Genomic DNA, 24782 nt, shown 5'->3' on the forward strand with positions numbered 1-24782 from the left:
TGGGCTCGTCGCGATTGCCCTCGCCCTTCGGAGGGCACCGCGTACGCCTCGCTCCGCCATCCGCGGGATCGGACGCTAGACGACGGGTTCACGCGGGTAAAGTGGACAGCACGAAAGGCCTGGAGCCCTCGGGATCCTCGCGCGAGCGAGCGGCGAATCCCGGGCAAAAGCCGTAGCTTGTGTGTCCCCGCGCCTTATACTGATCCCTCGTGCCGAGCACCCCTCCTCCTGAAGGCTTGCTCCTCGAGCAGTTCCGCGGCCGTCTCCCCGGCGACGAGACCGTCGTCTCGCCCGCCGCCGTCGCCCGCGCGAAGACGCGCATCCAGGTCCGGCGCTTCGCCGGCCCGGCGCATTACACCGAGCACCTCTCCCACCTGCGTATCGCGCACCTGACCGATCTCCACGTCGGCCGCGTGACCCCGTGGGCGGTGCAGCTCGCGGCGGTCGAGCTGACCAACGCGGAGAAGCCCGATCTCGTCCTGCTCACGGGCGATTTCGTCTGCCACAGCCAGCAGTACCTCGATCGGCTGGAGGCCCTCGTGCAGCGCTTCGAGGCGCCCGTGATGGCGGTGCTCGGCAACCACGATTACTGGTCCGGCGCGGAAGAGGTCCGCGAGGCCCTGCGCCGCGGCGGCGTCGAGATCCTCGACAATCGCCACACCATCATCGGCTTGCGCCACCAGATGCTCCAGGTCGTCGGCCTGGACGACGCGTACACCGGCCACGCCCGCAGAGACGAGGCGTTGAAGGGCCTGCGCCGCGACCTGCCGACGATCGCCATGTCGCACATCGCCGAGGAGGCCGACGGGCTCTGGGCTCAGGGCGACATCCCGCTCGTTCTCTCCGGCCACACCCACGCCGGCCAGGTCACGCTCGCCCGCTTGCACGAGCTCGCGATCGGCAAGCTCGCGGGACACCGCTATGTGCACGGCCTTTACGGCAGCCGGAGGAGCGGCGGCGCGCATCCCGGCGCGGTGTACGTCGGCGCGGGCATCGGCGCGTCCGTCATGCCGATCCGCCTCGGCGAGCGAGGTCAGCGCGAGGTCGCGATCTTCGAGCTCGGCTACGAGCCCGGCGCGATCGAAGAGCACCACGACGAGCAGGACCCGCTGCCTGGCCGCCCGCTCACGCCCGAGATCATGGCCAAGCGCGCCGCCGCCGTGGTCGCCAAGCGTGAGAAGCGCGAGCGCAAGAAGCCCCGAACGAGCTAGCAGACCTCCGCACGCCCGGTGACGCCCTTGGCGACGCGCCAAGTGGAGGTCGGCGCGGCCGGTGACACCCTTGGCGATGCGCCAAGCGGAGATCGGCGCGTCCGGAGGTGGCGTTGGCGCCGCGCCAAGCGGAGGTCGGCGCGTGCGGAGGTAGCGTTGGCGCCGCGCCAAGCGGAGGTCGGCGCGTGCGGAGGTGGCGTTGGCGCCGCGCCAAGCGGAGGTCGGCACGTCCGGAGGTGGCGTTGGCGCTACGCCAAGAGAAGGTCAGCGCGGCCGGAGGTGGCCTTGGCGCTGCACCAAGAGAAGGCCGGCGCGGCCGGACGTGGCTTTGGCGCTGCGCCAAGAGAAGGTCGGGATGTCCGGATGTCTCTTCGGCGCGGTGGATGTGAGATCGCTAGCCGACTTGGGGCCGCTCCGCCTCGAACTTCGCGTGTACGAAGCGCAGCACGTCGTCGCGGTGCTTCTCCGCGCTGAGCTCGTGGTGGAAGATCGCCTCGATGATCATCTCGGGGCTCACGACGAACGTGTAGCGCTGCGCCACCCCGATGACCGGCCAGAGGACGTCGTAGGCCCGTGCGATTCGCTTGTCCGTGTCCCCGATGAGCGGGAATGGCAGGTGGAGATCGCCGGCGAACTTGCACTGCGTGTCGCTGTCGTCCGTGCTCACGCCGACGAGGTTTGCGCCGGCCAGCAGGAGCTCGTTGTAGTTGTCCCGGAACAGGCGCGTCTCGCCCGTGCACACCGGCGTGAAGGCCTTCGGGTAGAAGTACACGACGGTGCAAAGCCCCTCTTGCTTGGAGAGGACGAACCGGTCGCCGGCGCTCGTCTGCGCGTCGATCTCCGGCGCGCGATCTCCGACCTTGAGCGAGCTCATCGGCAAAAGGGGTAGCAAAGCGAGCGCGGCGCGTCGAGAGGCGCGGGACGTCAGCGATTTGCGTCCGAAGACGGGCCCGCCCACGACGCCTCGGCTTCGAGCCATCGAAGCTCCCACGCCGAGAGACGCGCCACCTCGTCGGGAGGCAAGGGCGAGACGAGCAGCGTCTCGGCAGTGCCGAGGCCGAGCAGGTGCGCGGCGCGTGAAGAAATTTCCTCCAGCTCGCGAGGGCCGAGCCGCGCGAGGGCGCGGCGCAAGGACGGGAGCGAGGCGAGGAAGCCCTCGAAGCTGCCCGAGGACACGTGTGCGACGAGCGCTTCGAGCAGCGATGGTTCGTCGAGCAGCGCGCGTGGCGAGAGCGCGAGCAGGCCTTCGAGGTATGCGCCCTTCGCCTCGGGACGCCCTCGCGCCGCCTCGAAATGTGCGCCGAGCTCGGAGCCCCGTCCCTCGCCGAGGCTCACGAAGAGCCCGTCGAGCGCGCCCAGCACGAGTGGCGAGGTCGCTCGCGCGATCTCACGCGCGGCCCGCGCCTTCGCCAGCAAGAGCTCCCGGGCGGGGCCCATGCCATCGGCCGCGAGCGCCGCCCCGCCGAGATCCGCGAGCAGCGCTGGCACGTCCGCGGCACGCGATCCCGAGGTCTGCGCGAGCCGCGGGAGGCCACGCGCCCCCTCCTCGTATGCCGCGCGCCCGAGCGCGTCGAGCCACGCCGCCTTCGGGAGGCCGATCCGCGCGCGTTGCGCCCGCACCCGCCGGAGCTTTCTCGCCGCTTCGAGGAGCGACCGCGGATCCTCGTCCGCGCGGATCGCCGCCTGGAGCGCCGGCGCGAGCCGCAGGCAGACGCCTTCGAGCCCCATGCGCACGCCTCGCCCCACGCACGCCGCGATCACCCCCGCGTGCCCTTCACCCTCCCGCGCCGCGCGCACGAGCAGCCGCGCGGCCGCCTCCTCCACGCTCGCTCCCTCCGATGCGAGATCCAGGAGCCGCGCGTCCACCTCCGGCGCGTAGGCCACGGTCCAGCGCTCGGTCGCCGCCTCAAACCCCTCCGCCTCGCCCACCCCGACCTGCGTCGCGAACCCGAGCCCGAGCCACGCCGCGCGATGCAAGAACCACGAAGAGCGCCGCGCCTTCTTCGACGCCGCGAGCGAGAGCTCGATCGACCGCGGCGGCCCTCCGGAAGGCAGGAGCCCGAGCGCTTCGGCCGTCGCCCGGAAGTCCCGCGAGATCGGGCTTGGACCCGCCGTCGGCCCGAGCTTTCCCACCCGGCTGCCTCGCAGCGCCTCGCCGAGCGCCGCGACGACCCGCCGCCCCGACACGCGCAGCTCGCCTTTCACGAAGCAACTCGTCGCGGCCTCGATCACCTCGGCCCGCCCGATCTTCGGCCGCCCGCGCAGCGACGCGAGCTCCCGCGCGAACGCGAGCGCCGCGATCGCGTCGGCCGGCCCGAGCGCATCCCCCTCGGCCCGCGCCCGCCGGATCGTCTCGAGCAGCACCCGCTCCGCCGCCTGCGCGAACGGATCCGCCTCCGCCCGCGCCTCCCACACGTGCTGGTAGAACGCCGGCCCGCTCATCCCGGGCGCATAGCCGAGCAGCGCGTCGAGCCGCGGGAACGTGTACGGAACGAGCCGCACCTCGGCTTCCGCGTCGTCCTTCGGCGCCCGCCGGAGCTCGGGCAATGTCTCCCGCGCGCGGCCGAGCGCGACCACGTGCAGCGCCCCGGCCACCACGAGCGCGCGTCTCCCCGTCCGCGCCGCCTCCGCGATCTTCGCCGCCATGAACCGCTCGCGTGACAGCGTCCCGTCGGCTTCGAGCTCCTCCTGCCCGAACGTCCGCCGCGTCGCGAGCGCGTACGCGCCCACCGCGAGCGCCCAGCCTTCGGGGCTCTCGTCCCAGCCGCCCTGCTCGAAGAGCGCCTCCCACAGCTCGTCGAAGTCCCGCGCGCCCGCCCGCGCGCAGAGCGCCGCCGTGAACCGACTGCGCGCGAGCAGCCCACCCGCGTCCTGCCCGAGCCGATCGCCGAGCGCGCGCTCCGCCGAGGGGAGGTCGTCCTCGTCGAGGGCCGAGTCGTCCTCGGGCAGCGGCGAAAACCGGTCGATGAAGCGCACCTCGGCGCCGCTTGCCTTCGCGTACCGAAGCGCCACGAGCTCGGGCGAGTAGTCGCAGAACGGGTAATACGCCCGCGATCGGGGCGCCTCCGCGGCGCGGCTCGTGTCGCGCCGCCCGACGAAGCGGGGGCTCCGCTCGTCGGTGACCGCGCAGATCGCGAACGGCGCGCGGCTCTCCGGATCGAGCAGCGCTTCGAGGTGTTCTTCGAACCGCGCGGGCAGCTCGACGAGGATCACGTCCGGCGCGAAGGCCGGCAGGAACGCTTCGAGCTTCGCCGCGCACGTCGGGCTCTGGTGGCGCACCGGAAAAAACGCGAGGGCGCTCGACAGGCCGAGCCGTTTCGCGACCTCGGCGCGCGTCTCCTCCGGCGCTCCGAGGCCCGCGAGGTTCATCGTTCGCGGCCGATCTTGCGCCACGCCTCGAGCAGCGCGCCCCACGGACCGCCATGCCGTGTGGCCCGATCCCGCACCACCGTCTCGACGTATCGTTCGAGCTTCGCCGTGTCCTCGGCCGCGTCGAGGGTCGCCGCGCCCGCGAGGTGCGAGGCCACCTCCTCGGCGCCGAGCCGCCCCGTGCCGTAGTAATGCGCGTGCAGCGCGGCGGCGTGCAGCGTCGCGATCGCCTCGGCCGTCGAGAGCGGCGCCTCGGGCCGATCGAGGTGCACGCCCTCGCGGCTCCGGCCCGAGCGTAGCTCCTGGAACGTCGTCACCACGAGCTCCACCGCGTCCCGCGGCACGGGCACGCTCGCGCCGGCCGCCGCGAGCTGCTTTTGCACCTCGCGCTCGACGAGCGCCATCTCCACGAGCGGATCCCGGATCGGCCGCACCGACTCGAAGTTGAACCGACGCCGGAGCGCCGCGCTCATCTCGTTCACCCCGCGATCCCGCGCGTTCGCCGTGGCGATCAAGTTAAAACCCTCGCGCGCGAACAAGATCCCGTCCTCGCCTTCGAGCTCCGGCACCCGCAGCACCTTGTCGGACAGGATGCCCACGAGGCTGTCCTGCACCTCCACGGGGCAACGCGTCAGCTCCTCGAAGCGCGCGATGCGGCCCTCGCGCATCGCGGCGAAGAGCGGCGAGGGCACGAGCGCCTCGCGCACCGGGCCTTTCGCCAGGAGCAGCGCGTAGTTCCAGGTGTACTTGATCTGATCCTCGGTCGTGGCCGCGCTGCCTTGCACCGTGAGCAGGCTCGTCCCGGTCGCGGCCGCCGCGAGCAGCTCCGACAGCATCGACTTCGCGGTGCCCGGCTCGCCGACGAGCAGGAGCGCGCGGGGCGAGGCCAGGGTCACGATCGCGCGCTCGACGAGCGCGTCGTCGCCGAAGTATTTCTGCGTCACGGCGATCTCGCCTTCGCCTCCCGCCCGCGGGAGCTTCGCCTCGCCCGAGCCCAGGATGAACGTGCGGATCATCCGCGGCGACAGCCGGAAGCCACGCGGCAACGGGTGCGTGTCGGCGGCGGCGAGGGCGTCGAGCTCCTCGCGAAAGAGCACCTCTGCGGCGGGACGGAGGATGGATTCGGGCACGCGGCTCGCTTCTCGCCGCCCGACGCGGGGCGGCCTTGGAAGCGCTACCTGCGCGGTTTCACCGCGTCAATCCGGCCCGTCTCCGCGCCCTCGACGCGACGTGGTGAAACCAGGTGCTCGCGTGGCCCTCGCCGCCTCCGCGCCGGATCGCGGCTCGAAGTTCGCCGGAGGCTCGCGCTTCCGGAGCCGATTCGCTACCATCGTCCCCGACGTGTCCCGACGAACTGCCCGGGCAAGCCTACCGCGTGACGGCCGACCTTCGGCCCTCGCGCCTTCGGCGGGGCACCTTCCTAACGAACTGCCCGGGCTGGCCTGCCGTGCGCCTGCGGGCGCCGGGCGGGGCAGGGAGAAGCCATCGATGAACCGAATGTCTTGGCTCTTGGTCGTTCCGCTCGCTCTCGTCTCCGCTCTTTCCGTGCCGGCGGGGTGCGTCGAGTTCGACACCTACATCTACGACAAAACGCCCTACACGGGCGGCACCGGCGGAAACGGCGGGGATGGCGGCGGCGGGAACGGCGGCGTGGGAGGCACGGGCGGGACGCCGATGTGCACGGAGCAGGGCGACTGCCCGGAGACGGAATGCCGGATCGGCGGCTCGTGCAACGCCGGGACCTGCTCGTGGACGACGGTGAACATGCCCGGTACGCCCGTGGGCCCGCAGGTGTATGGCGACTGCAAGCAGCGGGAGTGCACCGCGCAGGGCGACATCACGGAGGACGCTGTCGCCGATTTGGATGTCTACGATTGGGGAGATCCCTGTTACAAGGACGCTTGCTCGGCGTGGACAAACCCGCAGCCCGATTCCGGGGTGTCGTGCACCACGAAGTGGGGGAAGGCCGGTCTGTGCGGAGCCAACTTCAATTGCGTGGAGTGCACGGACAGCGCCGACTGTGCTGGATTCAAGTGCGACATGACGATCGGGAAATGCGTCCCGTCGCATTGTGTGGACAACTCGATCCAGGACAGCGGCGAGACGGACGTGAATTGCGGTGGCCCTTGCGCGCCCTGCGCGGAAGGATTGAAATGCGCCCTGCGCACGGATTGCGTCGGGGACGGCCAGTGCGTGGGAACGCCCAAGATCTGCCAGGCGCCCACTTGCATGGACAACGTCAAGAACGGCGACGAGACCGGCCCGGATTGCGGCGGCAGCTGCGCACAGAAGTGCAAACAAGACGCGCAGCACGGGTGCCTCGTCCCCGACGATTGCGACACGGGGTTGTCGTGCAAAGCCGGAAAATGTGTGCAATGAGGACATCGCCTTGCGGGGAGGCCACCGGCGTCCGCGAGGACGGGGGCGGGGCCTTTCCCGGTCGAGGAAATGATTGAAGACGCCGCGTATGGCGTGGAGGAGCTTCGAGAATGCGAATCGGACGAGCTTGGATTTGGCCCCTCGTGATCGCGGGGCTCTCTTCTCTCGCGGTGGCTTGCGGGCCTGACCCGAACCCTGGGAATCCGACCGGTACGGGCACGGGCGGCACGGGCGGCACCGGCGGCGAGGGCGGCGGCGGCACGGGCGGCGTGGGCGGCACGGGCGGCGAGAGCGGCGGGTCGAGCACGGGCGGCGGCAGCGGGGATACCTGCAAGCGCAGCGAGTGCCCCGGCGTCGACTCCCCGTGTGGCGTCCGCATCTGCGACGGGGGCGCCTGCGGAATGCTGGTCCTCCTGCAGGAGGGCACCGTCCTCGAAAGCCAGACCTACGGCGACTGCAAGCGCGCCGTGTGTGACGCGAACGGCGGCATCATGGAGGTCGAGGACACGAACGACCGGTTCGACGACGGCAACCCCTGCACGCTCGACACGTGCATGAACGGGGCGACGCTGCACATCAACCAGGAGGCCGGCTTCTCCTGCGGCAACAACGTCAAGTGCGACGACGCCGGCCAGTGCGTGCGCTGCAACGTCGGCGGCCCCGCCAACGAATGCCAGAACGGAAACGTCTGCGTCGCGTCGAAGAACTACAAGGACATCGAGACGCTCGACGTCGCCATCAACAAGTGCGCGCCGACGACGTGCAAGGACGGCACGAAGAACGGCAGCGAGACGGACATCGACTGCGGGGGCAGCGCCTGCGCTCCCTGCGACGTCGGCCAGGCTTGCAACGGGGCGCTCGACTGCGCCGAGGCCGTCTGTGATCAGGCCACGAAGACGTGCGCCGCGCCGTCGTGCTCCGACGGCTCCTTGAACGGCTCCGAGACGTTCCCCGACTTCGGCGGCCCGATGTGCCCGCCGAACATCGTCGTCGGGGCCGCGTGCCACGTCCCCGAGGACTGCGCCACGGGCGTCTGCCAGGGCGCGAAGTGCGCGGCGGCCACCTGCACCGACGCCACCCAGAACGGCGACGAGTCCGGCGCCGACTGCGGCGGAAGCTGCGCGGCGAAATGCATCGAGCCCTGAGCCGCGCGCGAATCTCCACCCCGCGCACCGGTCTCTTGCGCTATCGTGCAGCCGTTCACCTGTCACGGACGTAACGAAGGCCCGAGCCCTCACGCCCTCGCAGGCGGCCCCCCGCCGGCGAGGGCGCGCGTTCTTTTCCGGAAGGCGCGCGCGCGGGGGCTCGCGCCTCGGCGTCGAGAGAGCCGCGGGCGATGCGGCCCGGGAGGAGAGCTTTGCCATGAGAATCGAACGAGCTTGGATGATTGCTTGTATCCTCGGCGCGACGATTGCTGCGTCCGCAGTCGGTTGCGGGGATGACCCCAGCTCCAACAACCCGACGTCGAGCTCGTCGAGCGGCGGCGGGATGGCCGGCAGCGGCGGTACGGGCGGCGACGGCGGTATGGGCGGCGGCACGGGCGGCAGCGGCGGCCAGCCCCCCGAGTGCACGACGCCGGCGGACTGCCCGAACGCGGGCGCCGCGAACTTCTGCGGCGAGCCTGCGTGCGAGTCGGGCAAATGCGTCCGCAAGGCCCTGCAGCCGGCGGGCACGCCGCTGCCGTCGCAGGTCTACGGCGATTGCCTCGAGGTGCAATGCGACGCGAATGCCCAGCCCGCACCCGTCAACAACGACGACGACGTCTACAACGACGGCAACGAGTGCACCGACGACGTCTGCGTCGAGGGCGTCGCCATGCACAACGTCCAGGGGCAGGGCTTCCTCTGCTCCGCGGCGGGCATCTGCAACGACATGGGCCAGTGCGTGCAATGCATCGAGGGCGTGCAGGGCTGCTTCAGCGGCAACCAGACGTGCATGCAGGGCGTCTGCGTCGGCATCAACTGCACGAACGGGATCAAGAACCCGGGCGAGGGCGACATCGATTGCGGCGGAAGCTGCCTCCCCTGCGAGGACGGCAAGACGTGCACGAACGGCTCGCAATGCAAGAGCGGCGTCTGCACCGGCGGCACGTGCGCCGCGCCGACCTGTATGGATGGCGCGAAGAACGGCAATGAGACCGGCACCGATTGCGGCGGCGCCGATTGCTCGCCGTGCCCCAAGGACGAGGGCTGCCAGCTCCCGACGGACTGCGAGAGCAAGGTCTGCATCGACGTCTACTGCGCCGATCACAGTTGCACCGACGGCGTGCAGAACGGCCCGCAGGAAAACATGGAGGCCGGCATCGATTGCGGCGGGCCCTGCCCGAACCCCTGCCCCTGAGCGGGGTATTCGCGCCGGCGCGTGATTTTTCCTCACGCGCCGGCGTTTTTCTTCCGACCTCGAAAGACATCGCCTAGCATCACGCCCGGAGGCGCTGATGCATCGATTTGTCTTCGGGTTTCTTGGCCTTTCGATGTCTCTCCTCGCGGCGGCGTGCGCGCCGGAGCTGACGGCGTCGGGCGGCGCCGGCGGTACGGGCGGCACGGGCGGGGGAGGGGGCACGGGCGGCACGGGCGGCGCGCCGGAGTGCACGACCGCGGACGACTGCCCGGAGAACGAATGCCGGACCGGCGGCGCCTGCCAGGCGGCGACGTGCAAATGGCAGTCGGTGACCATGCCTGGCGCACCCGTGGGCGCGCAGGTCTACGGCGATTGCAAGCAGCGAGAGTGCGACGCGTCGGGCGCCATCACGCAGGCCGCTTCCCTCGCCGACGTGTACGCCTGGGGGAATGCCTGCTTCAAGGACGCCTGTGAAGCGTGGCTGAATCCGCAGCCCGATCCCGGCAGGGTATGCATGACGAAGTGGACGCGGCCGGGTCTGTGCGACCAGAGCCTCCGGTGCGTCGAGTGCACGAGCGACTCCGATTGCGCCGAGAGCGTCTGCGCGATGCCGATGGGCAAGTGCATCCCGGACCATTGCATGAACGGTGTCCTGGACGCGCCGGCCTTCGAGACGGACCTCGACTGCGGCGGCCCCTGCCTCCCCTGTGCTCCCGGCCAGAAATGCGTCCAGCGCGTCGATTGCGAAGGGGAGGGGACTTGCCAGGGCTCTCCCAAGGTCTGCATGGCTCCGACCTGCAACGACCTGATCAAGAACGGCGACGAGACGGGCCCCGATTGCGGTGGCAGTTGCGCACAGGACATGGCAAGCCCCAAGAAGTGCGGGGATGGACAGGGCTGCCTCTTCCCCGATGACTGCCAAGCCGGCCTCTCCTGCAAATCCGGCACCTGCCAGCCCTGACGCATTTCCCCCATGCCATCCGCCCCTCTCCCCGCCGTCCCCTCCGATTGCCTGCTCTGCGGCACCTGCTGCTTCTCCGACCTCCCCGAGTACGTCCGCGTCTTCGGCGTCGATTACGACCGCATGGATGACGACGCCCGCGCGCTCACGGGGTTCCTCGGCAATCGTTGCTACATGCGCATCGAGGACGGCCATTGCGCCGCGCTCGTCCCCGACCCGGAGACGCGCCGCTTCGTCTGCTCCATCTATCCGATGCGCCCGGACGCCTGCCGCTCCCTCGATCGCGGCACCTCCGCGTGCCTCGGCGAGCTCACCGTGAAAGCGGAGCGACCCCTGCTCGCGCTCGAAGCGCTCGTCCGGAAAAACCGCTCAGGGTGAATCCGCCGCGTCCGTCCCCGCGTCCACTCCGGCGGGCGCGGCGCGCCGCTCGATCCGCATCGTCACGTCGAGCAATACGGTTTGTCCCGCATTGACCCGGATCTCCCTCTTCTCGTCGGGCGCGTTCGGGTGCTTGAACGTCACGTAATGCCGGCCCGGCACGACCGGGATCGGACGCCCGATCGGCGTCACGTCCACATAACGCCCGTCGACGAGCACCTCGGCCCACGGCCGGGCCAGCACCTTGACGTACCCGCGTTCCGACGTGTCGGCCTCGCTCGGGTGCTCGGCCGCCACGTCCTCCTCGCGCACGAACCCCTCCACGATCACCGCGCCCACCACCACGAGCCCGAGCAGCACGGCGAGCCTCTGCACGAGCGGCCCGAGCGGCAAGGGCGGCGGCCCCTTCTTCGGCTGCCTCCGCCCCTTCTCCTCGCCGATTTCCTCGCCGAGGAACGACAGCGCGAGCGCCCGCGTCACGAGCTTGCGCGACGGCTCGCGCGTCGCCTCGTCGAGCGCCTCGGCCAGCGCCTCGGCCAGCGCGTCGCCGTCCTCGTAGCGATCCTCCGGCCGCTTCGCGAGGCAACGCATCACGATGCGCGAGAGCCCGCGCGGCAGCACCACGCCGTGCCGCTCGAGCGGCGAAGGCTCCTGGCTCCGGACCCGCCGCGCGAGCTCCTCCCGTCCCTCCGCGCCCTCGTCCCACGGCCGCGCCCCGGCGAGCATCTCGTAGAGCACGACCCCGAGCGAAAACACGTCCGATCGCGGGCTCGACGGCTCCCCCACGATCTGCTCCGGCGCCGCGTACTCCGGCCCGGACAGTCGTTCGCTCCCGTCGAACGGCGACGGCGCGGCGGGCGCCGACAGATCCATCGCCGCCCCGAAATCCACGAGCACGCTCCGCCCGTCGGGCGTGAGCACGATCCCCTCCGGCCGCACGTCCCGGTGCACGATCCCACGCGCGTGCGCGTGCCCGAGCCCCGACGCGACCCCGAGCGTGATCGCCGTCGCCACCTCGTGCGGCAGCTTCTTCGTTCGCGCGAGCACCGCAGAGAGACGTGGCCCCGGCACGTCTTCGAGCGCCACCCACGTCGCGCCGAGCCCCGGCGACACATCGAGGCAACGCACCACCGACGCGTGCCCCATCTTCGCCAGGATGCGCGCCTCGCGCCCGAGCGCCGATCCGAGCGGCGATCCTTCCGCGAGCGTCCCCTTCAGCGCCTTGACGATCGCCACGCGCCCGAGCCGCTCGTGTTCGGCCCGGTAGAGCGTGGCGATCGCGCCCTCGGACAGCTTCTCCCGGACCCGGTACGGCCCTATCTGCGCCTGCAAAATGTTCCTCTAACGCGGAGAGCGGCCACCCGTCATCCCGCTCGGCGCCTCGATCCCGAGCACATCGAGCACCACCTTCGCCACGTCCGCGAGGCTTTTGCCCTCCGCGAGTTTTCCGCGCGGGTGCGTCGAGACGAACGGCACCGGGTTCGTCGTGTGACCCCCGCGCGGCTTGCCCTCCGCGTCGAGCATCTCCTCGCAGCCGCCGTGCGTCCCCACCACGAACAGCGCGCCGCCCTTCTCCTCCGTCGCCGCCGCGATCTGCGCGACGGCCGCGTCCACCGCCTCCACCGCCTCGATCGCCGCCGCGAGATCACCTCGGTGCGCCGCGTGATCGGCCGCCGCGAGGCTCACGATCACCACGTCGTGGCTCCCTTCGCGGATCGCGCGCGCCGCCGCCACCGCGATCTCGGCGGGCTCGACCACGCGGATCTCCTCGCCGTGTTTGCGCGTCCTCCGAGCGCCGTCGAACCCGTGCGCCACGTGCCGCGCCCGATCCGGCTCCGCGATCCGGAGCTGCGTCAAACCCGCCGCCGCGATCGCGTCGCCGAGCGTGCCCTCCGCGGGTTCGTCCGGGAACGCGCCGAGCACCTCGAACGTCGGATCGAGCCCCACGAGCGAGAGCAAGCCGAACTCGTCGAACGCGTACACGGGCTTCTTCCGGTCCGTCAGGAACTCCTCGACCTCGGGCGGCACGCCGCGACGAACCAGCATCGCCGCGAGCTGTTCGATGCGGTCCGCGCGGTGCGTCAAGAAGAGCCCGGCTTCCTCGCCGAACCACGACCAACCCGCGCTCTGCCCCGAAGCGAAGTCGGCCATGAACGACCCGACCATCCCCTCGTACTCGCCGATGCGCGTCGGCTCGACGTTCCCGTCCGTGAGCTTCGCCTGATACGCCGCTTGCAGCGCCTCGTAGGGCGTCTCCTTCGTCTTCGCCTCGCCGCGCACGATCGCCGCGTACGCCTTCTGCACGCGGTCCCAGCGCCCGCTTCGATCCATCGCGTACGACTGCCCCGCGATCGTCCCGATCACGCCCTTGCCTTCGAGCTCGAACGCGAGCGGCTCGAGCAGCTTCCACGCGCTGCGCGGCGCCGCGGCCTTCTCCTCGAGGAACGCGTGCACCACGACCTTCACGTCGTGCGCCTCGCACACCCGCACCATCGTGCGCAGGTGGTCGAGCGTCCCGTGCGCGCCGTCCGCGGAGATCGGCGCGAACAGATGCAGCCGGCAGCTCCGGTCGTTGGCGATCCACATCGTCCGCTCGATGACCTTGTTCTGCCAGAGCTTCTTCGCGGCGATCGCCTCGTCGATCCGCGTGCGCGCGGGCCGCGGCGTCCGGCCCGTCCCGATCGCCTCGTAGCCGAGCGCGCCCGAGCCGACCTTGCCTTCGGAGAGCCCCACGGCCTCGCCGCTCGCGACGAGGCGTGTCTTTCCGAACTGCGTTGCGAGCCGCGCGAGCGCCTCGGCCTTCGCCAGCCGGACCGCGTTTCCTTCGCGCGCGTCGCGCTCCCCGAGCCCGTCGAGCAAGCACAACACCACGGGCTTCTGCCTCGGCTCCACCACCATGCGTGTACTCTACTCGCTCTTCGTGATGGCTCGCCGGGTCGTGCGCCTCGATCGCACCGCTTCGCGGGCCAGCTCATCCGCACGTTCGTTCAGCGCCACGCCCGAATGTCCGGGGACGTACTCGAGCCGCGTTTTGTTGCGCTTCAGCACATCTTTCACCTGGGCGACGAGGTCCGTGTTGGCCTTCGCCTTCCAGCCCTTCTGGAGCACGCCGATCGCGTACTGGCTGTCCGTGCGAACGAGAAGCGGCTTGCCCGTGTCCTCGACGGCGCCCACGGCGCGCAGGATGGCCGTCAGCTCCGCGATGTTGTTCGTGCCGTCCCCGAGGTACTCGCTGATCTCGATGCGCCGATCCCCATCGACGACCACGACCCCGAGCCCCGCCGGCCCCGGATTCCCCGTGCAAGCGCCGTCCGCATAAGCGACGAGCTGCCCGGGCGCGAGCGGCGGCGCCGCGTCGTGCGCGGCCTTCGCGGCGGCCTTGCGCTCCTCGGACGTCGACGCCTTCGCGCGGCTCGTCCCTGCGGACTTCGTCGCGCTCGCGCCCTTGGCCTCGCCCTCTTTTTTCTCGACGGCCTCGGCCGCGCCACAGGCGTCATCCGGCAGGAGCTCGCCGGGGACGACCTTCAGGTTGTCCTCACGTGCTCCGTATTTCCGCCCGTCGTTCGGCTTGTACCGAACTTCCACACGACCGCCGTCCGAGACCAGGCGGCCCGCCTCGTCGGCCTTTGCGTACACCTTTTGCCCACGCAGGAGCGCTCGTACCCACGGCACGCGCGCACCTTGGCACAGACCCCCGCCCCGGCGAAAGCAAGTCTTGACGATGGGGCCCCCGTGACAGCCGGCCCTGCCCGTTGTACACGCCCGTTTCGTGAACGAGAACGAAGACGCGCGACCCTTCTTTGCGCCTGGCCTCTTCGAGGGACAGGTAGCCATCGTCACCGGCGGCGGCAGTGGCATCGGACTCTCCGTGGCGCGGGAGCTCGGCCAGCTCGGCGCGAGCGTCGCCATCTGCGGACGCAAGCCAGAGAAGATCGAAGCCGCGATCGGCGCCTTGCGCGAGGCCGGCCTGCCCGAGGGCCGCCTGCTCGGTTTGCCTTGCGACATCCGTGAGCCCGCGCAGATCGAGGCGTTCGTCGGCGCCGCGAAGGAGCGCTTCGGCCGCGTCGACATCCTCGTCAACAACGCGGGCGGCCAGTTCCCGAGCCCGGCCGAGCAGATCTCGCCGAGGGGCTTCGAGGCCGTCGTCCGCAACAACCTGAACGGCACGTTCTACATGACCCGCGAGGTCGCGAACGTGGCCATGATCCCGCAGAAGCGCGGCCGCATCGTCAACGTCACGGCCATGGTCGTCCGCGGCTTCCCGGGCATGGCGCACACGGGCGCGGCGCGCGCGGGCGTCGAGAACCTCACGCGCACGCTCGCGGTCGAGTGGGCGCAGCACGGAATCCGGGTCAATGCGGTCGCGCCGGGCACGATTCGTTCGAGCGGCACCGCGCAGTATGGCGATGGGATGCTCGAGGTCGCGCGCAAGGCGACGCCGCTCAAGCGTCTCGGCGGCGTGGACGAGGTCGCGCGGGTCGTCGTGTTCCTCGCGAGCGAGCGCAACGATTTCATCACGGGCGCGGTGTTTCCGATCGACGGGGGCGCCTCGCTCTGGGGCGACATCTGGCAGATCTCCGACCCGTAGCGTGAGCGCCGGCGATCCTCATACCCACCCGGAGGGAGAAACGTCCGCGCAGGCGCCTGCCGCGGCGCCCGTGCCCGCGCCCGCCCCGGCGCCCCGGACAAACCCTTTCCGCGCGGCCTATGCGTGGTGCCGCGAATACGTCCTGGGGTACGATCCCGGGTTTTTCTGGGTCCTCGCTCCGTTCATCCTGCTCTGCATGGTGCTCTATACGCGGGCACCCACGACAAATTACATCTTCGACGAGCAGGAAGCGCTCCTCGCGAACCCGTACGTCAATGCGACCGGGGGCCTGCGCTACATCGACGCCATCTTCCGCGATTTCTGGGGTTTGCCGCCGGATCGCAGCGTCGGCTCCTACCGCCCCGTTCCCAATTTCCTCTGGCGCGCGCTCTGGGCCATCTCCAAGCAGCCCTTCTTCCACCACTTTTACAACGTCCTCTTCCACGCGGTGAATGGCGCGCTCCTCTCGCTCGTGACTTTCCGGATCACGCGCAGGCGGGGCACGGCGTATCTCGCCGGCGCGATCTTCGTCTCCGCTGCCATTCTCACGGAGGCCGTGAGCGGCATCGTCGGCATCGCCGACGTCTTCGGCGGCATGGGCGCCCTGCTCGCCGTGCTCGCGCTCGCGCTGCCGGGCTGGCTCATGCCCGCGGGTGTCTTTTTCGCGCTCCTCTTCGGCCTCTTCAGCAAGGAGAGCGCCGTCGTCTGCGTCCCGCTCGTCCCGTTCGCCGCGCTCGTCTTCGCGCCGCACTTCCACCCCGAGCGACCGGCGCGGATCCTCCGCACCACGGCCGCGCTCGTCGCCTCCGCCTTTGCGTTCGTCCTGTACGTCGAGCTGCGCAAACGTTGGTTCCCCTCGCCGACGGCGGCCGAGCTGCTCGAACCCTTGCCCGAAGGCGCCTCGGCCCTTTCACGGGCCGCGCGCGCCTTCCTCCTGTGGTTCCACCAGGCGCCGCTGCCCAAGGATCCGCTGAACAATCCCCTCGCCGAGATCGATTTCCCGCACCGCGTCGCCGGCGCGCTCCGCGTGTACTTTCGTGGCCTCGTGCAGGTCGTTTTCCCGCGCACCCTGAGCGGCGATTATTCGTTCCCGCAGGAACCCGCACCCGAACGCCTGGTTTTCCCCGAGAGCGTGCTCGGCGCCCTTTTCCTGATCGGCCCGCCCCTCGCGGGCATTGGGGCGTGGATCGTCGGCGTCGTCCGGGAACGCGCGGCGCGCAAGGAAATCGTTCGGCTCGGGCTCGCGGGAACACCCGAACCGGGCCGTCCTCGGCTCGCGGTCGTCGCGGCCGTCCTCTTCGCGCTCGCGCCCGCGCTCGTCGCCGTCGAGGTCTTTTACCTCCGTCCGCGCGGGATCTCGCTCACCTTGCGCGGGTTTTCCTGGGCCATCCTCGCCGTGCCCATCTTCGCGATTTCGCTCGGCCTCTTCGCCGATTGCACGCGCGGCGTGGTCCCGCCCGACGCGCCGGAGGCTCCACGTCCGTTCGGGCGCGCGGGGCTCGCGCTCGTCGCGGTGGGCCTGGTTTGGCTCGTCGTGAGTTATTTCCCGCACTCGAACATCCCGGTTGTCCTGCCGACCGTGCGTGCCGAGCGATTCTGGTATTTCCCGGTCATCGGCACCTCGTTCGTGCTCGCCGTCGCGTTCGCGGCCGCGCACGAGCGCCTCTCGAAGCGCCCGCGCTTCCGCTTCGTGGTCCCGGCCGTCTTCCTCGCCTTCTTCGTGTTCCAGTGCGTCAAGGCCTATGCGCACGCCATGGATTACCGCTCCGACCTCACGTTCTGGGAGGCGACGAAGGACGCGGTGCCGATGTCGGCGAAGGCGCACCTCAATTTTTCGGTGATGAAGGGCGCGCGTGGGGACATGGAGACGCGCCTCGCGGAGAGCCGGAAGGCGCTCGAGCTCGCGCCGAAATGGGCGATGGCGCACGTGTACACCGGCGACACGCTCTGCCGCATGCACCGCCCGGACGAGGCGTGGCCCCATTACGAGGTCGGCTTCGGCGAGGGCCCGAACGAGATCGGGCTCATCGCGCTCGGGCTCCAGTGCCTCTATGACGAGAAAAAGCTGAAGGAGCACGAGGACGCCCTGCGCACGCTCGCGGAGGAGCACCCCGGGACGTGGCTCGCGTACCTCGCGGTCGACACGCTCGACAACGGCGAGAAGCACGGCGGCGTCGATCCGAAGCATCGCCCGCGGTCCTATAACGAGGGGCCCAAAGACAACGCGGAGTAACCTGCGGACTCTTCGAAAAGAGAAACCCCGCCTCGGTTCGCCGAGGCGGGGTTTTTCGTGTTCACCCGGCGTTCAGGCCGAGATCACTTGCCCTTGCGGTACGTGTCCCACATGGTCTTCATGCGCTGGCTCTGGCCCTCGGTGAAGTGGTCCATGCAGTCGTCGTCGGTGTAGTCCATGAAGTTCTTGATCGGGTCGACGCCCGCCGTGGAGCAGGTGTCGCGGCCCGTCGGGCAGCCGTAAGCCGCCGACTTCTCGGCCGGCGTGTCGGAGACGTAATCGTTCGTCTTCTGGCAGGCGCCCTGGAACGTGTGATAGAGGCCCATCCAGTGGCCGACCTCGTGCGTGCCCGTGTCGCCGAGGTTGTACGGCGCCGCGGTGCCGCCGGGGACCGACGTGTAGAGGAGGACGACGCCGTCATCCTTCGGGTTGCCCGTGTAGCTCGAGGGGAACGTCGCCCAGCCGAGGAGGCCGCCGCCCGGGTTCGAGCTGTAGATGTTGAGGTCGTCCGCCGAGCCCTGGCGGAGCGCCGTCTTCATGTTCTTCTCCGCTGTCGTGCCCGGGCCGGCCGTGTACCACGTGCTGTTCGTCGTGCGGTCGACGCTCACGAGGTTGAACGACACGCCCCAGGGCGCGTACGCGGCATTGAGGACCTTGATCTGGTCGTCGATCTGGCTCTGCGGGATATCGCCGTTCGAGAGGCCCGTGCCCTTGTTGATGACGTGCCAGTAGACGGGGATGACCGCGCCGACGGAGATGTTGAGGTTGTCCTTCCACGGGGCGAGCTGCTCGAACTCGGCTTCGAGCTTGGCCGCCTCCTCCATCGTCAGCTCCTTCGTGCCGCAGGTGCGCACGACGGGCACGCCGGCGGCTTCCGTCTCGCCGCCGACATCCACGCCCTCGCCGATCTCGGTCGAGTCGGCGCTGCAGCCCGCGCCGAGCAGCGCAAAGGTGGAGAAGAGACCCCCGAGAACGACCGTGTAGTGAAGCTTGCGCATGCGGTTCTCCTTTGGTTGTCGGAAAAAAAGGACCGACGCAATGTACAGGGTGCGCCCCGTTTTATTCAAGTGAAATCGAATCAAAATCGACGTCAGACGGGACGCGTAATGACCCGGATTGGTATCAATAGTAATTTGGTTGCAAGAATATGAAGCGGCGCGTTCACGCGGTGGAGCCTACGTCCGCCTGGGGCGGGACGTGTAAATATCCGAAGCCGTGGACAATTTGGTCCCGTTTTGACAATCGTCACGCCGCCGTCGTGGGTCAAGTCACAGGCTTCTAGGTGCAAATGCAATCGAGTTACGTTCGATTGCGAGCCAGTGACGCGACGGCCATCAGCCTGTGGTCATTCGTATGACCACGGCATTCAATCAATGGTGGCGGAATATTCCAGCGTTGGCGCTGTACACGACGGCGTCGAGCCGATGTTCCCGACGCACGAGCAGAAGCTCCGGGGCCTCGAGGTCGACCTCGATCTCGCCCCCCGCATCCGAAAATCCACACGCCCGCGCCCCGAGCTCGGAGCCGATTCGCCAGAGCTCCTCCGCCGGCGTCCGCCCGCCCCCGTCCTTGCCGCGCAGCGTGATGCGTTTCCCCGTGCGCAGACGCTCGCCGAGATCCACGCAGCGCAGATCCTCGAGCGGCGCCGTCATGACGTGGCTGTCGATCCCCGTGCAAAGCAGGGCGCCCGCGCCGACGAGCGCCGTGACGTCCGGCAGCCCGTCGCCGAGATCCCGCTCCGTCGTCGGGCACAAACAAACGAACGCGCCCGCCTCGCCGAGGAGCCGCGCCTCGTGCGGCAAAAGGTGCGTCGCGTGTACGGCCACGAAGCGCGGCGAGAGCACGCCGCGATCGGCGAGGAGCTCCACGGACCGTTTCCCCGTCTCCGCGAGGCATGCCGCGATCTCCGCGGGCTGCTCGGCCACGTGCGCGTGCAGCATCATCCCCCGCGCCTCGGCGAACGCCGCAATCGGGCCGAGCCAATCGGGCGGGACCGCGCGCACGCTGTGCGGCGCGACGCCGATCCGCACGTCCGGATCCTGCGCCCATCGCGCGGCGAGCGTCTCGACGTCGGCGAGCGAGCGATCGAGGTCCGCATCGGAAAACCTGCGTTGCGCGCCCTCGGGAGGCCGCCCCGCGCCCGCGCGCGTGTAGATGACGCGGAGCAGCGCGATGCGCAGGCCCTCGGCCTTCGCCGCGCGGATCACCTGATCGGCGAGGACCGTGCGATCCTCGTACGGCGCGCCGCCCGGCTGGTGATGCACGTAGTGGAACTCGCCCACGGTGCGCACGCCGGCGCGGTAGAGCTCGCGATACGCCACGCGCGCGATCGCGTGGATGCTCTCCGGCGTGAGCGTGTCCGCGAGCGCGTACATCGACGTCCGCCAGGACCAGAAATCGTCCGTGGCCGTAGGGCCGGGGGTCTGGGGGCGTAGCTCGGCTTGTCCGAGCGTAGCCCCCAGCGGTGGAGTGGGTCGTTGCGCGTCGCCCCGCATCGCGCGCTGGAAGGCGTGGGAATGCGCGGTCGCAAGGGCGGGCAGGAAAAACGTCTCGTTCATGAGCGCCTCGTCGTGAACGTCACGCGCGCCGCGATTCACTTGCCCCAGTTGACCTTGGGGCGTCCCGGCGGGGTGGCGTTCGGCATCACATGGTAGAGCGCGCGGGCGAAGAGCGGCAGCGATCCACACGCGGCCTCGCCGAGGTTCTTCTCCTCGTCGGGATCGGTGCGCAGATCGAAGCAGTGGTACTCGCCGTCCCACTCGCGCGCCTGCACCTTGAGCGGACCCTGCATTGCGCCCCAGTTGCGGAACGCGCACTCCCACACGCCCGTGCAATTCGTGAGCGGCACGGGCTCGATCGTGCGCTCGGGCCGCGTGAGCGGGTGGCCGATCATGCGGCGCCGGAAAGGCACGAGCGCAGGGTCGTCCCAGAGGCCGAAGAGATCGAGGAACGTGGGCGCGAGATCGAGGTGATAGACGTACGCGTGCTCGGCGGCGCGGATGCTCGCCTCTTCTTCCGGCGCGAGCGTGCCCTCGGGCGCGTCGATCCACGTCGGCACGCGGATCTCCTCTTCGTAGAGCGAGCTCGTGTGCCCCATCTGCCAGTGCTCGCGGAACGACTCGCCGTGATCGGACGTGTACACGATGACCGTGCGCGCGCCCTTGTCGCTCCCGCGCACGTGCCGGAGCAGCTTGCCCACGGCCTTGTCCGACAGGTACACGACGTTCTTGTAGTAGTTCAGGAACTGGTCGTTGAGCTCGGGCGCGTTCTTGAAGGCCGCCGGCTGGAACGGCGCGTCTTTCTCGTCGTAGACGTAGGGATAGTGCACGTTCGAGTAGTGCACGACGGCGAAGAAGGGCTCTTCGAGCTCGCCGAACTCCTCGAGCACGCGCTCGGTGAGCAGCGAGTCGTAAGCGCCCGCGTCGAGGTCGGCCATCGTGTCGAGGTGCGTCGCGACGGCGAAGTGGCTCGCGGGGATGTCCTGTACGTAGAGGCGCGCGTTGCCGAAGATGAGGTTCTGGCTCGTCCAGTACGCGGTGTCCCAGCCCGCCGCGGCCGCGTACTCCCAGAGCAGCGGCACCGAGTGCAGGACGGCGCGCGGCTCGGTCGGGCGCACGCCGGACCAGATGTTCGAGATGGAGATCGCCGTGGTCGAGTCGTGCGCGTGCATCTCGTGCAGGGGCATGCGATTCGGCACGGCCTCGTTCGAGAAGGGCGTGGCGCAGTCGCCCGCGGGGTCGTAGGCGACGCACGTGACGTCGGCGCGCTGGCTCTCCTGGAGCACGAGCAGCACGTTGCGCGGCCGCTTCGGGCGCGAGGAGAGCTTGGGCACGGGCTCGGGGCGCCTGCGTTCGACGCGCAGATCGGGCGAGTCGTTCGTGATGTCGAGGTTCTCCTTCACCATCGCGGTGACGCCGTGGAAGTAGAGGAGATCCGGCGGCGACGACATGACGACGCGGTAGCTGACGGGCGTCTTCACCGCGAGGACGAGCACGGCCGGGACGAGGATCGGCGCGACGAGGCGCGGGATCCTACGAGGTCGTACGAATCGACGCGCGAAGGCGAGCATCCCGATCGAGGCCGCGATCGCGAGCAGGACCTCGAAGAGCAGGGCCGGGCGCGTGAGCGGGAGGTAGCCGTAGAGCGAGTCCGCGACGGACTTCGAATGGATCTGCCCGTCGAGCGTGAGGTACGTGTTCCACTGCCTGTGGAAGGCGCCCTCGATGCCGAGCGCGACCGAGAAGAGCAGGACGAAGAGCCCGCCCACGGCGGTACGGAAGATCCCGCGCGCGCGCGCCGCCACGTAGAGCAGGACGGCCCAGAAAACGAAGCTCTCGAAGAGGCCCCCGAGGTAGCCGAGCCGATGCCATCGATCGAGCCGCAGGAGGTGATCGTGCCGGCGCAAGAGATCTGTGACGAGCACCCAGAGCATCGGCGTGACGAGCGCCAGAAACCCGATCCACCTGCGCCGCCGACGAAGCCGCTTGCGCCGCTGCCCCGCGGGTCCGAGCGCTCGCTTCGTCTTGCGTTTGCCGGGGTTCGTCGTCGCCGTGGTCGCGGCGGGCCCAGGGCTTCCTTCCGTCACTTCACTCACGTCTTTGATTCGTTCACTTCACGAGGCCCGGCAGCCCTCCGTGCAGGGCCTCCGCGCGCGCGGCCATGTCGCCGCACGCCGCCGCGCCGAGATCACGGAGCTCCTTCGGATCGGCGAGCACGTCGTAGCAATGCCACGCCGTGTCCCACTCGCGCGCTTCGAGCTTCAAGTTCCCTCGCATCATGCCCCAGTTGCGGAACGCGCAGCCCCACACGCCCGAGCAGTTCGTGAGCGGAACCGGCTCCGTCCGCTCGATCGGCCCGAGCAGGCTCTTGCCGATCATGGCGCCGTACCAGCGCGAGAAGCCCGCCTCACGCTCGAGGCCGAGCATGTCGAGGATCGTGGGCGTGAGGTCCGTGTGGAACAGGATGGACTCGCGGTGCGACGCGAGCGCGGCCGCCTCGACCTCGGTGAGCGTGCCCTCGGGCGCGTCGATCCAGGCCGGCACGTGGATCTCCTCGTCGAGCACCGCGCCCGTGTGCCCGAGCTGCCCGTGCTCGCGGAACGACTCGCCGTGGTCCGAGGTGAACACCACGATCGTGCGCTCGCCGAACGGCTGTTCCCGGACGAACCGCAGCATCTCGCCGATCGTGCGGTCCTGCAGGTGCACCGCGTCGAGGTAGTAGTTGCGGTACGCCTCGTTGTCCTCGGGCGCCTTGCTGTCCTGCGCGGGCTGGAACGGGGCGTGCTCGGGATCGATGCGGTAGGGGATGTGCGTGTTGCCGTAGTGGGCGACGGCGAAAAATGGCTCGCGCATCTCGCGGATGTCCTTGCGGATGCGCTCGGTGAGCAGCTCGTCGCGCGCGCCGAGATCCATGTCGGCGAGCGGATCGAGGTCGGTCGCGCCGGTCTGGTGCGAGGTCGGCAGGTCCTGCACGTAGAGGCGCGAGTTCGCGAACATCATGTGGTGGCTGGTCCAGTACGCCGTGTCGTACCCGGCCGCGTTCGCGTAATCGAAGAGCAGCGGATAGCCGTGCAGGTCCTCGCGCGAGGCCGTCGGCGGCAGGCCCGACCAGAGCACCGCGAGCGAGATCGCGGTGGTCGAGGCGTTCGAGCGCATCTGGAGCAGCGGGAAGCGCTTGCGCGCCGCAGCATTCGTCGCCGGTGAGAAGGGGCAATCGTCGGTCGGCGCCGTGCAGTGCGCGTCGGCGCGCACGCTCTCGGTGATGACGAAAAGGACGTTCGGACGCGTCACGCGCGCGCCGCTCGGGACCGCCGTCGCGCGCGGGAGCACCGGCTTCGTACGCAGCCCGGGGCGGACGTGCTCGGGCGGCCGGAGGCCGGTGATCTGCTTGATCACGCCGCCCATCGCGTGCAGGTAGATCACGTCCGGCGTCGAGGCCTGCACGGTGCGGTAGGAGCAGGGGATCACGAAGCCGAAGACGATCGCGAGCGGCGCGAGGATCCGCGCCGCGCGGCCGCTGCGCGTCTGACGGGGGCGCACGAACCTGCGCGCCGCGACGACGAGCGCGGCGGCGCAGACGAGCGGCGGCGTGATCGCGGAGACGAGGTTCCCTCCGTCGGCGCGCAGGTGCCCGACGACGCTCTCCGAGAACGACGTCGCGAAGAGCAACGCGTCGAGGTTCACGTACGTCGAGTAGCAGCGCTGGAAGTAGATCTGGACGCCGAGCGTGACCGTCGCGAGGAGAATGAAGAGGGAGGCCGAGATCCAGCGAACGGCGCCGCGCCGCGAGGACGCGGAGTAGAGCAGGAGCCCCCAGAGCACGGCGCTCTCGACGAGCGCGCCGGCGTAACTCGCCACGTGCTTGCCGCGCAGATCGAGCAGACGTCCGCCGCGGATCCCGATGTCGACGGCGAGCACGAGCACGACCGGGGCGAGGAGCACGAGCCAGGCGATGCAGCGCCGCGCGCGGGCCAGGCGCCGAAGCTTCTGGCTCTTCGGCGCGAGGGACGCGGGCTCGCTCGTCCGGGCGCCTTCCGCGCTGGGATCGAGGGGGTAGTTCGTCGCGGACACAGAGGTCGCCATCTTAGCCCAGAACACGGCTCGGCGACGAGTTGGTGACATGATCGTGTCGGGCGGCGGGGCAGAGCCGTGGTCGACCCTGGAGAACCGCGGCGGCGGGCGGCGTGAAATCCGCGCTTCCGGCGTGCGCCCTCGCACAGCCATACCTGCGCCTCGCTCGCAAGAAAAATCGGTGACGCCGCGACGTTTCGTGAGGGCGGGGGCGCGCGTGCGCCGCGGCGTGGCAAAGGCCCCGCCCGGCCGAGGGACCGCAGGGGCGGATCCTCATTTCATTCCCGCGATTGCGCGTATTGCATTGCGCCGCGCGTCGCGTGCCTTTGCTATGACGATGAATGTCCGATGCGATTTTGGATTTATTCGTTGCGTATGCCGAAATGAAATGCAATGGTCGATATGGTTGATTGCGGCGACGCCGGCAGCCGCTTTCAGCGTGGCATCTCCCCATCATTCCAGTCAGGAGGCATTCCATGGCTCTCAAGAAGCTCAGCGCCCTCTCGTCCGACGAGCGCAAGGCGGTCATCAACAGCCTGGTCCCGCAGCTCAGCGACGCCGAGCGCAGGGAGCTCTCGATGTCGGGCCGCCTCGCGGGCACGACCTCCGTGACCGAGGTCCCGGATTGGTCGATCAACTTCGGTTGCACGGTGAAGGAGCAGTGAGCGAGGCGTAGACCGCCCGATCCGCTCCGCGAGGTCGGGCGCGCCGTCGAAATGCGGCGCGCCCGGCCCCGCGGGCCTCTGCGACCAAT

19 protein-coding genes are annotated in these 24782 nt (G+C 69.9%); 9 read left to right on the top strand and 10 right to left on the bottom strand.

Features of this window, described 5'->3' with window-relative positions:
- Positions 1 to 209 precede the first annotated feature (209 nt).
- Positions 210 to 1211 carry a metallophosphoesterase gene (locus QHF84_RS33885; RefSeq protein WP_281317646.1) on the top strand — a complete coding sequence of 334 codons (1002 nt, stop codon included), beginning with the start codon at positions 210 to 212 and terminating at the stop codon, positions 1209 to 1211.
- A 394-nt stretch (positions 1212 to 1605) separates the two neighbouring features.
- Here QHF84_RS33885 and QHF84_RS33890 read toward each other — a convergent pair whose 3' ends face one another.
- The 3 genes from QHF84_RS33890 to QHF84_RS33900 are packed head-to-tail and all read right to left on the bottom strand — an operon-like array spanning position 1606 to position 5710.
- On the bottom strand, positions 1606 to 2085 hold the full coding sequence (locus tag QHF84_RS33890) for a peroxiredoxin (protein ID WP_281317647.1): 480 nt from the start codon (positions 2083 to 2085) through the stop codon (positions 1606 to 1608).
- 50 nt (positions 2086 to 2135) lie between these two features.
- Positions 2136 to 4580: a DUF5682 family protein gene (locus QHF84_RS33895; RefSeq protein ID WP_281317648.1), complete on the bottom strand. Its 2445-nt coding sequence runs from the start codon at positions 4578 to 4580 to the stop codon at positions 2136 to 2138.
- Positions 4577 to 5710, bottom strand: a complete 1134-nt coding sequence (locus QHF84_RS33900) for an AAA family ATPase (RefSeq protein ID WP_281317649.1) — start codon at positions 5708 to 5710, stop codon at positions 4577 to 4579. The genes QHF84_RS33895 and QHF84_RS33900 overlap by 4 nt, the downstream gene beginning before the upstream one ends.
- 358 nt (positions 5711 to 6068) lie before the next feature.
- Between QHF84_RS33900 and QHF84_RS33905 the strand changes: the two genes are divergently transcribed.
- The 5 genes from QHF84_RS33905 to QHF84_RS33925 all read left to right on the top strand — a co-directional run bounded on the left by QHF84_RS33905 (position 6069) and on the right by QHF84_RS33925 (position 10638).
- On the top strand, positions 6069 to 6959 hold the full coding sequence (locus tag QHF84_RS33905; RefSeq protein WP_281317650.1) for a hypothetical protein: 891 nt from the start codon (positions 6069 to 6071) through the stop codon (positions 6957 to 6959).
- Positions 6960 to 7069: 110 nt separating this feature from the next.
- Entirely contained in the window at positions 7070 to 8104 is a 1035-nt protein-coding gene (locus QHF84_RS33910) for a hypothetical protein (protein ID WP_281317651.1), read from the top strand.
- A gap of 217 nt (positions 8105 to 8321) precedes the next feature.
- Positions 8322 to 9299: a hypothetical protein gene (locus QHF84_RS33915; protein WP_281317652.1), complete on the top strand. Its 978-nt coding sequence runs from the start codon at positions 8322 to 8324 to the stop codon at positions 9297 to 9299.
- A gap of 97 nt (positions 9300 to 9396) precedes the next feature.
- A complete protein-coding gene (locus QHF84_RS33920) occupies positions 9397 to 10260 on the top strand; it encodes a hypothetical protein (RefSeq protein WP_281317653.1) in 864 nt (287 codons plus the stop codon).
- Between the two features lie 12 nt (positions 10261 to 10272).
- Positions 10273 to 10638 carry a YkgJ family cysteine cluster protein gene (locus QHF84_RS33925; RefSeq protein ID WP_281317654.1) on the top strand — a complete coding sequence of 122 codons (366 nt, stop codon included), beginning with the start codon at positions 10273 to 10275 and terminating at the stop codon, positions 10636 to 10638.
- On the opposite strand, the gene QHF84_RS33930 is transcribed toward QHF84_RS33925, so the two are convergent.
- The 3 genes from QHF84_RS33930 to QHF84_RS33940 are packed head-to-tail and all read right to left on the bottom strand — an operon-like array spanning position 10630 to position 14310.
- Positions 10630 to 11970: a serine/threonine-protein kinase gene (locus QHF84_RS33930; protein ID WP_281317655.1), complete on the bottom strand. Its 1341-nt coding sequence runs from the start codon at positions 11968 to 11970 to the stop codon at positions 10630 to 10632. The genes QHF84_RS33925 and QHF84_RS33930 overlap by 9 nt on opposite strands.
- A gap of 9 nt (positions 11971 to 11979) precedes the next feature.
- Positions 11980 to 13536 carry a 2,3-bisphosphoglycerate-independent phosphoglycerate mutase gene (locus QHF84_RS33935; protein WP_281317656.1) on the bottom strand — a complete coding sequence of 519 codons (1557 nt, stop codon included), beginning with the start codon at positions 13534 to 13536 and terminating at the stop codon, positions 11980 to 11982.
- Positions 13537 to 13545: 9 nt separating this feature from the next.
- Complete coding sequence (locus QHF84_RS33940; RefSeq protein WP_281317657.1) at positions 13546 to 14310, bottom strand: ribonuclease H; 765 nt, start codon at positions 14308 to 14310, stop codon at positions 13546 to 13548.
- Between the two features lie 97 nt (positions 14311 to 14407).
- On the opposite strand from QHF84_RS33940, the gene QHF84_RS33945 reads away from it, so the two are divergent.
- Together QHF84_RS33945 and QHF84_RS33950 are read left to right on the top strand one after the other, a co-directional pair.
- Complete coding sequence (locus QHF84_RS33945) at positions 14408 to 15226, top strand: SDR family oxidoreductase (protein WP_281317658.1); 819 nt, start codon at positions 14408 to 14410, stop codon at positions 15224 to 15226.
- A 1-nt stretch (position 15227) separates the two neighbouring features.
- Positions 15228 to 17459: a tetratricopeptide repeat protein gene (locus tag QHF84_RS33950; protein WP_281317659.1), complete on the top strand. Its 2232-nt coding sequence runs from the start codon at positions 15228 to 15230 to the stop codon at positions 17457 to 17459.
- An 83-nt stretch (positions 17460 to 17542) separates the two neighbouring features.
- Here QHF84_RS33950 and QHF84_RS33955 read toward each other — a convergent pair whose 3' ends face one another.
- The 4 genes from QHF84_RS33955 to QHF84_RS33970 form a co-directional block, all read right to left on the bottom strand.
- On the bottom strand, positions 17543 to 18457 hold the full coding sequence (locus tag QHF84_RS33955; RefSeq protein ID WP_281317660.1) for a zinc metalloprotease: 915 nt from the start codon (positions 18455 to 18457) through the stop codon (positions 17543 to 17545).
- A 372-nt stretch (positions 18458 to 18829) separates the two neighbouring features.
- Entirely contained in the window at positions 18830 to 20017 is a 1188-nt protein-coding gene (locus QHF84_RS33960) for a formimidoylglutamate deiminase (RefSeq protein ID WP_281317661.1), read from the bottom strand.
- Between the two features lie 35 nt (positions 20018 to 20052).
- Positions 20053 to 22053: a sulfatase-like hydrolase/transferase gene (locus tag QHF84_RS33965; protein WP_281317662.1), complete on the bottom strand. Its 2001-nt coding sequence runs from the start codon at positions 22051 to 22053 to the stop codon at positions 20053 to 20055.
- A 13-nt stretch (positions 22054 to 22066) separates the two neighbouring features.
- Positions 22067 to 24040: a sulfatase-like hydrolase/transferase gene (locus tag QHF84_RS33970; protein WP_281317663.1), complete on the bottom strand. Its 1974-nt coding sequence runs from the start codon at positions 24038 to 24040 to the stop codon at positions 22067 to 22069.
- Between the two features lie 464 nt (positions 24041 to 24504).
- On the opposite strand from QHF84_RS33970, the gene QHF84_RS33975 reads away from it, so the two are divergent.
- Positions 24505 to 24693 (top strand): hypothetical protein, encoded by a 189-nt coding sequence (locus tag QHF84_RS33975; protein ID WP_281317664.1) that lies wholly within the window; start codon positions 24505 to 24507, stop codon positions 24691 to 24693.
- Positions 24694 to 24782: the final 89 nt, after the last annotated feature.

The sequence above is a fragment of the Polyangium sp. y55x31 genome, from assembly GCF_029946505.1.
GTDB lineage: Bacteria > Myxococcota_A > Polyangia > Polyangiales > Polyangiaceae > Polyangium.